Genomic DNA, 12,620 nt, shown 5'->3' with positions numbered 1-12,620 from the left:
CATAGCCAGCGCCGGTGCAACAGCAAAACGATGGCTCTCGGCCGAATGCGGATCGTGAGGGAAAATGACTTACAATCCATTTCAGAAATTTAGCTGGAAGCTTGCGCATGGGCGCAGCCTCGAACTCGGCCCGCATGGCGTTTTGATGGCAATCGTCAATGTTACCCCGGATTCTTTCTCCGACGGCGGTCGTTTCATCGACGCCGTTGCCGCGGTCGCACAAGGGGTGCGCTGCCTGGAGGAGGGCGCCCTGATCCTCGACATCGGCGGGGAGTCCACGCGACCGGACGCAGCTCCCGTCAGCGCCGAAGAGGAGCAGGCGCGCATCCTGCCGGTGATCTCGGCACTCGCACGCGATACCGATGCGGTGATCTCGGTCGACACCTACAGGGCATCGACTGCCCGCCTGGCAGTGGAGGCCGGCGCGCATATCGTCAATGATGTGCACGGCCTGCAGCGCGAGCCGGATATCGCCGCTGTCGCCGCCGACACCGGAGCCGGGCTATGCATCATGCATACCGGCCGGGATCGGGAAAAACTGCCCGACGTGATCGCCGATCAGTTTCATTTCCTCGAGCGTTCTCTCGAGATCGCCGGGACGGCCGGCGTGGAGCGGGATCGCATCGTGCTCGACCCGGGCTTCGGCTTTGCCAAGGACACCGACGAGAACCTCGAGCTGATGGCGCGTTTTGCCGAACTGCACCGCTTCGAGCTGCCGTTCCTCGTCGGTACGTCGCGCAAGCGCTTCGTCGGCGCGGTCAGCGGCCGCGAAGCTGCCGACCGGGATGTGGCCACGGCCGCGACGACGGCGCTGCTGCGCGCTGCCGGCGCCTCGATTTTCCGCGTACACGATGTCGCAAACAGCAAGGATGCGCTGGCAGTGGCGGATGCTATGCTGAACGCCAGAGCGGGGTGAGCAAGGTGCCTGCCGTTTTGCCCGCAGTCCGCTCCAACAAAAACGATCACGGTCATGATTTCAGTCGATCGGACGAAAAATCATCGCGATCCAGAAACAATAGACGGGACGGAGAAGCATGAGCCCGACTTACATCATCACTCTCAAGAACTGTGCCTTCTTCGCCCGTCACGGCGTGTTCGATGAGGAAGAGTTGCTCGGGCAGCGTTTCTTCGTCGACGCCGAACTGGAGGTCGAGCAGGGAACGGCGCTGGTCGACGACTCGATCGAAGACACCGTGCACTACGGCATCGCCTTCCAGGAGATCGAGCGCATCGTGACCGGGCGGCGGCGATATCTGATCGAGGCGCTGGCGCTGGAAGTGGCGAAGACGCTGTGCGTTCGTTTCCCGCAGATCAAGCGCGCCAAGGTTTCGATCCGCAAGCCGAATGCGCCCGTGCCGGGCGTGCTCGACTACGTCGAAGTGACGGTCGAGCATGTCGTCTGAGGCTGACTGGCGCGTCGCCACGCTTGGGCTCGGTGGCAACCTTGGCGATCCCCGCAAGGCGATGGCCGAGGCGCTGCAGGCGCTCGACGCGCGCGACGACTGTAGCGTTACCGCCGTGTCGCGGCTCTATCGCACCCCACCCTGGGGGAAGACCGACCAGGCGTGGTTCTTCAATGCGTGCGCGCGGATCGAAACGACATTGGAGCCCGAGGCTCTGCTCGATACCTGCCTTGAGATCGAGCGCGCGATGAAGCGCGTGCGGGACGAGCGTTGGGGACCGCGCACGCTCGACATCGACGTCCTGACCTTCGAAGGCGTGGTGCAGGCGGCACCGCGGCTGGAGCTGCCACATCCAAGGATGACCGAGCGCGGCTTCGTGCTGATGCCACTCGCCGACTTCGCCGCTGAGATGCCGGTTTTCGGCCGAACGATCGCCGACTGGCTGCAGCAGGCCGACGTGGCCGGTATCGAGGTCGCCGATGCCGAGATGAACTGGTGGCGCACGAAAGGCTGACCGAGCCCTTCTGTCTGCACTGTGCCCGAAACGACAAAGCCCCGGTCGATGCCGGGGCTTTGTCGTTTGATTGGATGCTGAACGTTACTTGATCGAGCCGACGGCGATCGTGTCGATCTGACGGTTGAGGCTGACGCCGATGACCGGCACCATCGTTTCCTCGACCTTGACCGAGATGGTGATGTTCATCGTCTGATCGTCCTGCAGCCGGGCAATCATGGCGCCGTTCAGCTTCTTGCGGTTGATGCCGACGACCACCTTGTCCTTGGCGACGTTGCCCGAAACGATATCAAGCCCCTTGCCCTCGGCGCCGTCGAGGAACTTGCCGGTATAGGTGTTGCCCTTCTGCGTGATCAGCGCCGACATCGGCTGCTTGAACACGCCGACGCGGCAGAAGCCGTCGAGCTTGATGCCGGTATCGTCACCGGCGACCGGCTCACCGGAGAGGTCGCAGGTGAACTTGGTGCCCTTGTACTTGCCCGCGACGATCTCGCCCGGACCCTTCCATTGGCCTGAGACCTTCTCGAAGAAGGCCTTGTCCTTGGCGCCGGAAAAAGCCGGTGTCGCAAGGCCGACGGTAGCTGCAAGCGCGAAGGCGGCAGCGCCGCGAGCGATCAAAGAAGGGCGCGAGAACATAAACGATCCTTGATGGGTCAACGTCCGAAACTGAAAGCCACATTTGCGCACAAATGGTTAATGGACGGTTTCCGTGCAGTGCGCGTTGCGGCTTCTTTGTGGCCGGAAAGCGGATTGGCCACAGCATTTTTGGCTTCAGAAAAACAATGGGTTGGCGAATTTTGGCAGGCATCGTGCGGGGACATGAAACTTGCCCCGTTCGCGCTACGTATGACCATGGAAACGGGAGACTTCCCATGGATACGGCAGGACATGATTCGGAATCGACCGCGTCGGACACGCAGCAAGGCCTGACGATATCGCGGCACCGGCTGACCACCCGGCTGACCCATTGGGCCTGGGCCGGCGCGCTGTTCTTTCTCATCCTCAGCGGTCTGCAGATCTTCAACGCGCATCCGGCACTCTATGTCGGGCAGCAATCGGGCTTTGCCTTCGACAACAGCGTCCTGTCGATAGGGCCGGTTCGCGAGCGAAGCGGTGAGGTTCGCGGCCTGACCACAGTTTTTGGGCTAAGCTTCGACACCACCGGCGTTCTTGGCGTCAGCGGGCCTGAAGAGGAGAGAACCTATCGGGCTTTTCCGGCCTGGTTGACCCTGCCCTCCTATCAGGACCTCGCAACCGGCCGTGTCGTGCACTTCTTCTTCGCCTGGATATTTGCCGCCGTCTATGCCGTCTGGCTGGTCGGGAGCGCGGTCAACGGTCACCTGCGGCGGGACATTCTTCCCGGTCTGGCCGATATCCGCGCCTTGCCCGCCACCTTCGTCGCGCATCTGCGGTTTCGCTTTGAGCATGACGGGCGCTACAACAGCTTGCAGAAACTTTCCTACGGCATTGTTCTTCTGGTCTTTTTTCCGCTCATGATCGCGACCGGTCTGACCATGTCGCCGGGCATGAACGCCGGCTGGCCCTGGCTGGTTCAACTCTTCGGCGGCAGGCAGACGGCTCGCACGATCCACTTCGCCGTGATGCTACTGCTCGGCGGTTTCTTCGCGGTGCACATCGCCATGGTGTTTGCGGCCGGTCCGATCAACGAGATGCGCTCGATGATAACAGGACGGTATCGCGTCCGGCGCTCGGCGGGCCGGGGAGAACGAACATGAGCGCGTTCCAGCTCAATCGCCGGCGCTTCCTGACGGCGGCGGGGGTAACGGTTTCGGCGTTGCCGCTTGCAGGCTGCGACGCGCTCGACGGCCTCATGGGAACCGGCAGTTCCGTGCGGGGCCTTCTCGCGTCCGCCAACAGCCTCACTTACCGGGCGCAGCGGCTGCTCGTGCCGGCCGATCGGCTGGCACCGGAATTTGCCGAGAGCGAGATCCGGCAGGGGCAGCGGCCGAACGGCTCCACCGATCCGGGGGACGCAACCTATCTCGCGCTGAAGCAGGAAGACTTTGCCGGTTACCGGCTTCATGTTTCCGGCCTGGTCGAGCGCCCGCTGCATCTGACGCTCGAGGAGCTGCGCAACATGCCGTCGCGCACGCAGATCACCCGACACGACTGCGTCGAAGGCTGGAGCTGCATCGCCAAGTGGAGCGGCGTTGCCCTTGCTCGTGTCCTCGATGAGGCGCGCGTGAAGGCCGAGGCGCGCTACGTGGTCTTTCATTGCTTCGACAGCATGCCGCTCGGGCTTGCCGGCTCGGCCGCCTACTACACATCGATCGACATGGTCGATGCGCGTCACCCGCAGACGATCCTCGCCTACGGCCTGAACGGTGCGGCCTTGCCGGTCGCCAACGGTGCACCGCTGCGCGTCCGGGTCGAACGCCAGCTGGGTTACAAGATGGCGAAATACATCCGCGCGATCGAAGTCGTTGCTGATCTCGCGCCCTTCGGGCGAGGGCGCGGCGGCTACTGGGAAGATCTCGGCTACGACTGGTACGCGGGGATCTAGTTTTGCGCGGGCGTGCTACTTCTCGCCGCTTTCACCGATCACGCGTCCGGCACCCGGACTGAGGTCGGCGAGAAAGTCGCCGATCCCCGGGCGTTTCAGCGCCCGGAATGGCATGGGACGGCAGAGGTCCATCGCCGCGATGCCGATGCGTGCGGTCATCAGGCCGTTGATGACGCCTTCGCCCAGGCGGGCCGAGAGTTTCGAAGCCAGCCCGTGGCCAAGAACCTGCTGGATCAGGCTGTCGCCGGCGGCGATCGAGCCGGTGACGGCCAGGTGGGCGATGACGTCCCGCATCAGCCGCAGAAGGCCGAGGGTGCCGGGGCGGCCGCCGTAGAGTTCGGCCATGGCGCGGATCAGGCGGGCCGATTCATAGAGTACGTATCCGAGGTCGACGAGCGCGCGCGGACTGACCGCCGTGACGATCGAGACGCGCTTGGACGCTGCGAGAATGAGACGGCGCGCCTCGCGGTCGAGCGGGCTCAGCAATTCTCGTTCGGTGAGCTCGATCACGTGCGGCCCGTCGATGATCTCGCCTTCGCTTTCCTTCAGCCGTGTGCGCCCGCGCGCCGTTCGGGGATTGCTGGCCAGCAGGTGGACGAGCCTTGCCTGCGCTGCGCGCGCGGGTTTCGCATTGGCCGAAGCGGCCGCAGCCTCCGTTTCCGATTTCAGCTTCTGGATGGCCGTGAGCTGCATCAGGCCCGAGAGCTCGCGGGCAACGAGGATCAAAAGTGCGAGGAGCCCGATCGCGACGACGGCAAGCGCGGTGTAGCCGAGCCAATCGGCACGCGCGAAGAGATCGCGAAGCAGGCGGTCGACCCAGAGGCCGGCAGCCAGCGACAGGATGATGCCGAGCGCGCCGGTCGCGATCTTGCCGACCGACAGCCGGCGCTTGCGAGGACTTGCTTCGGGCAGGGCGAGGGCCTCCACCGCAAGCGTGGTCTCGCGGAACGGGTCTTCCGCATCGGGTGTCAGCACGACGTTGTCGTCGAAACTTGCGGGCGCGCGTCGCGTGCGTAGCTGCGGACCGGCCTCGGCGGGTTTGTCTTCGCCGACTGAAAAGGCGCCGGGACGGCGGCTGCGACCGTTGCTGTCGTCACTCATGCGAGCCGGTCTCCGAACAGGAATTGCATGGCTCGGTCAAGCCGGATATGCGGCACCGACAGCTTCAGTCCGCCGCCGGTTTCCTCAAGATGCGGGGGGCGGAAGCGAACGAAGCTGAGTTCCGGCAGCGGATGCGCGCTTTCGATATAGGTCGTTGTGCCGGACCTTGTCTCCATCGTCTTGAAAAGAACTTCAGGATCTGCCGGCAAGTCACCGGGAAATATCGCGGTTTTCTTTTCTCCATCGAAGATTTCGCTGTTGATCTTCTCGCCTGATATCGGGGTGCCGACGATGACCGGCAGCGCATGGCCGTCGTGGTTGACAGTCGCTTCGCGGGTTGCCCTAACCGAGGCAAGCGCCATCACCTCCAGGCCGGCGCCGCTCAGCCCGATGCTCTCGGCGGCGCGATCGACCAGGCGTGCGGCGATGCGCTCGAGCCGGTCGTGGCTTTCGTGATGCAGGTGATCGGCCTTGGTTGCGGCGATCAGCACCTTGTCGATCCGGCGTGTGAGGAAGGAGGAGAGCCAGCTGTTGGTGCCGGGGCGGAAGCAGGCGAGCACGTCGGCCAGCGCCTGCTCGAGATCGAGCAGCGCCTCCGGCCCCTTATTGATCGCCTGCAGGGCGTCGATCAGCACGATCTGCCGGTCGAGCCGGGCGAAATGCTCGCGGAAGAACGGGCTTACGACATGTTTCTTATAGGCTTCGTAGCGCCGCTCCATCATCGCCCAGAGCGAGCCCTTCGGCGCGCGGCCTTCGGGCAGATCCGGAAGTGGCGAAAAGGTGAGCGCCGGCGAACCTTCGAGGTCACCCGGCATCAGGAAACGCCCGGGCGGCAGGGTCGAGGGCGAGCGTTCGTCCGCCTTGCAGGCCCTGAGGTAATCGGTGAAGCTCTCGGCCAGCCGGCGGGCGCTGCCTTCGTCGGCGGTCGCTGTGGACCCGGCCGACGACGCAAGCGTCAGCCACGCGGCCGAAAGCTGGGCCCGGCCCGGCGCGCGGGCGCGCGCCACGGAATTGTTGCTGAACTGACGGAAATCCTGCGCGAGAAGCGGCAGGTCGAGCAGCCATTCGCCAGGATAGTCGACGATGTCGAGCGACAGTCGGCCGGGAGAGAACAGCCGGTTCCAGCCGCTGGCGCTCTCGTATTCGAGGGTGATGCGCAACTGCGAGATAGCGCGGGTCGAGTCCGGCCAGATGCGATCACGGACCAGGGCGGCAATATGATCCTCATACTGGAAGCGCGGCACGGCATCGTCCGGCTGCGGTTCGAGCCTGACCTTCGAGACCCGGCCGGAGCGCACCGGCTCGAACACCGGCAAGCGTCCGCCGTTCAAGAGATTGTGCACCAGGGACGAGATGAAGACCGTCTTTCCCGAACGGGAAAGGCCGGTGACGCCGAGCCGGATCGAGGGATTGACGAGGCCGGAGGCACGATCGGTGAGATTGTCGAGCGCAATCAGCGCGTCGTCTTTGAAGCTGGTCAGGTTAGGCGCCAAGTCTTGGTCTTTCTTGCGGCGTGTTTCCCGGGGTCGTTCGCATCGTCGAGCCCGCCGATTAACGATCGGTTGCGGGCTGCTTCCGCGATATAGGCACTAATTGCGGCGCCGCAAAGCGCGCACGGCATTTCTTCTCGTCGTGGGCCTCTAGGAGGTCGGCAGCAGCAGCGATACCAGGCGGGCGGAGGCGGCGTCGCCGGCAGCCGGCAGATCCAGTGTTGCCAGACCCGCCGGAGGGTAGCCGTCGGGAAGCGCCTCGCGGGCGGCATCGTCTCCAACCAGGCGATAGAGCAATTGTTCGATCATCGGGTTGTGGCCGACCAGCATCAGCGTGTTCAGATGCCTGTGCGCATCGATGAGGTCGAAATAGACGCTCGTCGGGCCGGAATAGAGTGCGTCGATGTAGCGGATATCCAGCACTTCGCTGACCGTCCGGAAGAACGGCTCAGCCGTCTCCCGGCAGCGCACGGCGGTCGAACACAGGATGCGATCGGGGCGGATGCCCCGGTCCGCGGCCGTCTGGGCAAGCCGCTCCGCGTCGATATAGCCAACCTCGTCCAGCGACCGATCGAAATCCCGCTGCCCCGGCAGCGCCCAGCCGGAACGCGCGTGCCGCAGGAGGTAGAGGCGGAGGGCCTTGGGAGCGCTGTCTTTCATCGAATGGTTCCGGAGCTGCCTGCCGGTTGCAGCAGGGTATAATATTGTCGGCTTTCGCGTCGGCCGGCAGACCGCCACCTTTCCCCGCCCGCACCGCAAAGATCAAGCTGGCCGCCTGATTTTTTCGGGGACTGCCGGCTGCTGCGCTTTGCCGCGGTCGCGAATGGAAGATCAAATGGCGCAAACACATCATTGTCACTTTTCGGCGAGCGGCGGCGCAGGCATTGGTGGGCGCAAGTCGGAAATCAAGATCCGATCTGTAATTTTGATGAAATATTCGCCAGTTAGCCTGAAACGGGAGCAATATTAAAATACGGTTGAGTGTCTGTTCCGAGGCTTGAATCACGGCTTCCATAGGTCTATACACCGCCGCAATGAGATGTTCTTCAGGAGAATCGCGTTGAGTGAGAAGATCGATCTTAGTACCTTCGTCCTGTCCGAGGACGATGAATTCATGAATGCCAACCACCGGGCGTATTTCCGGGCCAAGTTGAACGCTTGGAAGAATGACATCCTTCGCGAGGCACGCGAGACACTGGATCACTTGGCAGAGGAGAGCGCCAATCATCCGGATCTCGCAGACAGAGCTTCTTCCGAAACAGATCGGGCGATCGAACTCAGAGCCCGGGACCGGCAGCGCAAGCTGATCTCCAAGATCGACGCGGCGTTGCAACGGCTGGACGAAGGCACCTACGGCTACTGTGAAGAAACAGGCGAGCCGATCGGCCTGAAGCGACTGGACGCCCGTCCGATCGCAACCCTTTCGATCGAGGCGCAGGAGCGCCACGAGCGGCGGGAAAAGGTCTACCGGGACGAGTAAGCTTTCGGGCTATCGTAACAGTCTGAAAAAAGGCGCGGGTCAAACCGCGCCTTTTTCGTTGTCCCGAACGTCTTGCGAGGAAGACGTGAAACCGCTCTTCGCTTCAACGCCTGGGCTCAGAAACGCGCCTCGTCGCTGCCGCGATGCCTGACGACTGGCGTCAGGCCGATGCGGCCATCAGGGCTTACGCCCGGCGGAGATGTCGGCGAGCATGCGGTTCATCTCCTCTTCGATCGTCGGCTCCTTGTGTCCGCCTTCGGCGACGGGCGCGCCAAGGGTGGGCTCCTGACGGCCGGAATGGCTTGGCGCCCGGTTTTCCGGCGTGACTGGCGTTGCCGGCCCCAGGCGCTGCAGGTCGCCACTGATCTCGGCGTCGAGCAGGCGTTCAAAATCGGAGTAGCCGGCGGCGGGCGCCGGCTGGGGCTGGATGACGGGTGCCGGGCGCTGGAGTTGGGTCGGCTGCATCTGAATGGGTTGCGGCTGCACCGGTTGGGCGATTGCCGTCGGTCTGTTTACGGCCGTATCGAGGTTCACCTGGGGGGCGGCAACCGCGGTTACTGCCGGGATGACTTCGGGCGCCGGCTGTGCAACCGGCCGGGCGATGGGGCGCTGCTCTGCGGAAAGGGCAGGTGCGGCTACCGGGCGTTGTTCCGCGACAACGCGCATGGGTGCTGCCGGCTCGACGCGGGCGGCCGGCTGTTCCTCGCTCCGGGCGATGGGGCGCACCGGCGTGACGGCGACGGGCTCGGATTGAATCGAGGCTTGGGGCTGATGGGCGGGTTCGCGGACTGCCGGCCGGTTTTCGGCTACCGGTTCGGCGGGCTTGCGTTCGCTGACGGCCGGGCGCTCGTCGCCGGGCGCGACGATCCGGCTCTCGATGACGATATCCGTCGGTCCGCCGATCATGATCAGATGCTCGACATCGTCGCGACGCACGAGCACGAGACGGCGTCGCGTGTCGACGGCGGCGGCATCGAGCACCGCAAGGCGCGGCTGGCGGTTCTTGCCGCCGCGAATGAAGGGCGACGAGGGACGGTTGCGCATGATCCACAGCACAGCCACGAGGCAGACAAGCCCAATCGCGACCGCCGCAGCGGCGACGACGAACCGGCTGCCGTTGTCGGCGATGATCGTTTCCATCATAGGCTGAACTCCTTCTGCCTTTCGAGTGGCAGTATTTGACGGCTTTTTTCGGGCTCGGACAAGCACTTCGCCGACATTCCCTGTGAATTGGCTCGAATGCTTCCGCACAGGTGCTTTTTGCTGTTATCTCTGATTGTTAAAGATGATTCTTGTCCGAATGATCGAGGGCGTGTCGGCAACGACCGATTTGCCCGGCGGTTTGAGCGGATGCCGGCCGGAAGGGCTGGGCCGCGCCCGCGCGCGGCGCCGGCCGCATAAGAGGACCCGATGACGAAATTGCGGCAGTCAGGCGACTACCAGATGCCGGTTGTTGACCGTGGCGTCAGGCCGGGGACCGTGCTGCGGATCGTGCTGCTCGCGATCGTGCTCACCGTGTCGGCGATCGCCTTCGTGATCTTCCGGAACCAGATGGAAAACGAGATCGTGCTCGGCATCCTCGGCGTTCTCGCCATGGTCGGCATCTTCTTCCTCGTGTCGTCCGTCATCGGCTTCATCGAGGTGATGCCGCAGTCGCGCCCGGACGAACTGGCGCGCGCCTTTCTCGATGCGCATGAAGACGGCACCATCGTCACCGACCGCAAAGGGCGCATCATCTACGCCAATGCCGCCTATGGCGCGCTGACGGGCGCCAGGAACGCCGCCGGCATCCAGTCGCTCGAAACCATCCTGTCGCGCAATCGCGAGGCGACGGAAGCGATCTACAGGCTCACCAACGGCCTGCACGAGGGCAAGCAGGGGCATGAGGAATTCCGCCTGCTGAAGCCGTTCGCCACCGCGGCTTCCAGCGGCTCCGGCGCCCATTGGTTCCGGCTGAAGGCGCGCGTTCTGCCGCTCGAAGACAGCGAGCGCAACCCGCTCTATCTCTGGCAGATCGCCGACATCACCGCCGAGCGCGACGATCAGGAACGGTTCTTCAAGGAACTGCAGAACGCCATCGACTATCTCGACCACGCGCCGGCCGGCTTCTTCTCCGCCGGTCGCAAGGGCGAGATCTTCTACATCAACGCCACCTTGGCCGATTGGCTCGGCATCGATCTCACCAAGTTCCAGCCGGGCTCGATCAGCATCGGCGATCTCGTCGCGGGCGAGGGGCTGACACTCGTCCAGGCGGTGCAGGCCGAACCCGGTCTGAAGAAGACCAAGATGCTCGACCTCGATCTGCGCAAGATGAACGGCCAGAGCCTGCCGGTGCGCATGATCCACCGCGTTTCCTCGACCCGCGACGGCGCGCCCGGTGAAAGCCGCACGATCGTCATGTCGCGCGAAGGCGGCGAGGACAACGAGCAGTCGGCTTCGAGCGCGGCGATGCGTTTCACCCGCTTCTTCAACAATACGCCGATGGCAATCGCCTCGGTCGACGGCAACGGCCGGATCCTGCGCACCAACGCGCCGTTCCTGAAGCTGTTTTCAGGTCTCGTTTCGCAGGACGACGTCGAGCGCGGCGCGCTGATCGAGACGGTCGTGCATGCGACCGAGAAGGGCCGCCTGCATGAGGCGCTGGCAGCCGCCAAGGACCGGCAGGGTGATATCGCGCCGATCGACGCCCTGCACCCGAGCGATGGCGAGCGCCACTTCCGCTTCTACGTCAATGCCGTGATCGACCAGACGGATCAGGCGCCCGAGGAGGCGGCGATCATCTACGCGCTGGAGATTACCGAGCAGAAGGCGCTCGAAAACCAGATGGCGCAGACGCAGAAGATGAATGCGGTCGGCACGCTCGCCGGCGGCATCGCGCACGACTTCAACAACGTGCTCACCGCCATTCTTTTGTCCTCCGACCATCTGCTTCTGTCCGCGCGCCCGGCCGATCCGAGTTTTGCCGACCTGATGGAGATCAAGCGCAACGCCAACCGCGCCGCGGTGCTGGTGCGCCAGCTGCTCGCGTTTTCACGCAAGCAGACGATGCGGCCGACGGTGCTCAACATGACCGACGTGATCGGCGACCTGCGCATGCTGGTCGACCGCATGACCGGCACCAACGTCAAGGTCGAAGTGGATTACGGCCGCGATCTCTGGCCGGTCCGGACCGATCTCGGCCAGTTCGAGCAGGTGCTCCTGAACCTTGCCGTCAATGCCCGCGACGCGATGCCCGGTGGCGGCACGATCACGCTTCGCACGCGCAATCTGCCGGCGGCTGAGGTCTCGGCTATCGGACGGCGGGAGCTGCCGGACGAAGACTTCGTGATGGTCGAGGTCTCCGACCAGGGGACCGGGATCGCGCCTGAAATCCTCGACAAGATCTTCGAGCCGTTCTTCACGACCAAGGAGGTCGGCAAGGGCACCGGTCTCGGCCTGTCGATGGTCTACGGCATCGTCAAGCAGTCGGGCGGTTACATCTATCCGGAATCGGAGGTCGGCAAGGGCACGACCTTCCGCATCCTATTGCCCCGCCATATCGAGGTGCCGGTCGCCGCGGAAGAGCTGGTGCAGGCCGCGACAACAGCACCGATGACGGCGCAGACTGTTCCGGCCCCGTCTCAGCAGGCGATCGCTGCACCGGCTGCAAAGCAGGAAGAGCCGACCGATCTCACCGGGGATTCGGCGGTGGTGCTGCTCGTCGAAGATGAAGAGGCGGTGCGGCGTGGTGGCAAGCGCATGCTCGAAACGCGCGGCTACACCGTCTACGAGGCCGGCTCCGGTGTCGAGGCGCTCGACATCATGGACGAGCTCAACGGTGCCGTCGATATCGTCGTATCCGACGTGGTGATGCCGGAAATGGACGGGCCGACGCTGCTGACCGAACTGCGCAAGAAGTATCCGGACCTGAAGTTCATCTTCGTCTCCGGCTATGCCGAAGACGCCTTTGCCCGCAACCTGCCGGCCGACGCCAAGTTCGGCTTCCTGCCGAAGCCCTTCTCGCTGAAGCAGCTGGCGGTTTCCGTGCGCGAGATGCTCGATTCTTAGGGCCGTTGAACGCCAGGGGATATCGACCGGGGTCGGCGGTGGGTACGTTAAGCTTCCGCCC

General features: G+C 64.1%; 13 protein-coding genes. 8 read left to right on the top strand and 5 right to left on the bottom strand.

All coding sequences use genetic code 11. From position 1 onward, the window contains the following. The first annotated feature begins 64 nt into the window (after positions 1-64). The 3 genes from folP (at position 65) to folK (ending at position 1,917) form a co-directional block, all read left to right on the top strand. Positions 65-916 carry a dihydropteroate synthase gene (gene folP, locus C1A35_RS09820; RefSeq protein ID WP_104664136.1) on the top strand — a complete coding sequence of 284 codons (852 nt, stop codon included), beginning with the start codon at positions 65-67 and terminating at the stop codon, positions 914-916. A 118-nt stretch (positions 917-1,034) separates the two neighbouring features. Further along, positions 1,035-1,403 (top strand): dihydroneopterin aldolase, encoded by a 369-nt coding sequence (folB, locus tag C1A35_RS09815; RefSeq protein ID WP_077961106.1) that lies wholly within the window; start codon positions 1,035-1,037, stop codon positions 1,401-1,403. Further along, entirely contained in the window at positions 1,393-1,917 is a 525-nt protein-coding gene (folK, locus tag C1A35_RS09810) for a 2-amino-4-hydroxy-6-hydroxymethyldihydropteridine diphosphokinase (RefSeq protein ID WP_104664135.1), read from the top strand. The genes folB and folK overlap by 11 nt, the downstream gene beginning before the upstream one ends. Positions 1,918-2,001: 84 nt before the next feature. Here folK and C1A35_RS09805 read toward each other — a convergent pair whose 3' ends face one another. Further along, positions 2,002-2,553, bottom strand: coding sequence for a hypothetical protein (locus tag C1A35_RS09805; protein WP_104664134.1), 552 nt, complete (start codon positions 2,551-2,553; stop codon positions 2,002-2,004). Between the two features lie 236 nt (positions 2,554-2,789). On the opposite strand from C1A35_RS09805, the gene C1A35_RS09800 reads away from it, so the two are divergent. Together C1A35_RS09800 and C1A35_RS09795 are read left to right on the top strand one after the other, a co-directional pair. After that, a complete protein-coding gene (locus C1A35_RS09800; RefSeq protein WP_104664133.1) occupies positions 2,790-3,653 on the top strand; it encodes a cytochrome b/b6 domain-containing protein in 864 nt (287 codons plus the stop codon). Further along, positions 3,650-4,441, top strand: coding sequence for a molybdopterin-binding protein (locus tag C1A35_RS09795; RefSeq protein ID WP_104664132.1), 792 nt, complete (start codon positions 3,650-3,652; stop codon positions 4,439-4,441). The genes C1A35_RS09800 and C1A35_RS09795 overlap by 4 nt, the downstream gene beginning before the upstream one ends. Positions 4,442-4,456: 15 nt before the next feature. Here C1A35_RS09795 and C1A35_RS09790 read toward each other — a convergent pair whose 3' ends face one another. From C1A35_RS09790 to C1A35_RS09780, 3 genes are all read right to left on the bottom strand, one after another. Next, on the bottom strand, positions 4,457-5,542 hold the full coding sequence (locus C1A35_RS09790) for a YcjF family protein (protein ID WP_104664131.1): 1,086 nt from the start codon (positions 5,540-5,542) through the stop codon (positions 4,457-4,459). After that, positions 5,539-7,035, bottom strand: a complete 1,497-nt coding sequence (locus C1A35_RS09785; protein ID WP_104664130.1) for a YcjX family protein — start codon at positions 7,033-7,035, stop codon at positions 5,539-5,541. The genes C1A35_RS09790 and C1A35_RS09785 overlap by 4 nt, the downstream gene beginning before the upstream one ends. 147 nt (positions 7,036-7,182) lie before the next feature. Then, the gene (locus C1A35_RS09780; protein ID WP_104664129.1) at positions 7,183-7,692 is read right to left on the bottom strand and encodes a SixA phosphatase family protein; all 510 of its coding nucleotides are present in this window, start codon (positions 7,690-7,692) and stop codon (positions 7,183-7,185) included. On the opposite strand from C1A35_RS09780, the gene C1A35_RS35865 reads away from it, so the two are divergent. Together C1A35_RS35865 and dksA are read left to right on the top strand one after the other, a co-directional pair. Further along, a complete protein-coding gene (locus C1A35_RS35865; RefSeq protein ID WP_158665032.1) occupies positions 7,673-8,002 on the top strand; it encodes a hypothetical protein in 330 nt (109 codons plus the stop codon). The two genes, C1A35_RS09780 and C1A35_RS35865, sit on opposite strands and share 20 nt — an antisense overlap. Positions 8,003-8,092: 90 nt before the next feature. Then, the gene (dksA, locus tag C1A35_RS09775; protein ID WP_034794589.1) at positions 8,093-8,512 is read left to right on the top strand and encodes an RNA polymerase-binding protein DksA; all 420 of its coding nucleotides are present in this window, start codon (positions 8,093-8,095) and stop codon (positions 8,510-8,512) included. A 177-nt stretch (positions 8,513-8,689) separates the two neighbouring features. Here the strand turns inward: dksA and C1A35_RS09770 are convergent, their stop codons facing one another. After that, the gene (locus C1A35_RS09770) at positions 8,690-9,655 is read right to left on the bottom strand and encodes a flagellar biosynthetic protein FliO (protein WP_104664128.1); all 966 of its coding nucleotides are present in this window, start codon (positions 9,653-9,655) and stop codon (positions 8,690-8,692) included. Between the two features lie 267 nt (positions 9,656-9,922). Here C1A35_RS09770 and cckA point away from each other — a divergent pair, with 267 nt between their 5' ends. Continuing rightward, positions 9,923-12,559 carry a cell cycle histidine kinase CckA gene (gene cckA, locus C1A35_RS09765; RefSeq protein ID WP_104664127.1) on the top strand — a complete coding sequence of 879 codons (2,637 nt, stop codon included), beginning with the start codon at positions 9,923-9,925 and terminating at the stop codon, positions 12,557-12,559. Positions 12,560-12,620: the final 61 nt, after the last annotated feature.

Origin of the sequence: Ensifer adhaerens (assembly GCF_002940685.1) — a bacterium.
Lineage (GTDB): Bacteria > Pseudomonadota > Alphaproteobacteria > Rhizobiales > Rhizobiaceae > Ensifer > Ensifer adhaerens_E.
The sequence above is the reverse complement of the archived record's forward strand: the minus strand, read 5'-3'. Positions and strand labels throughout refer to the sequence as shown.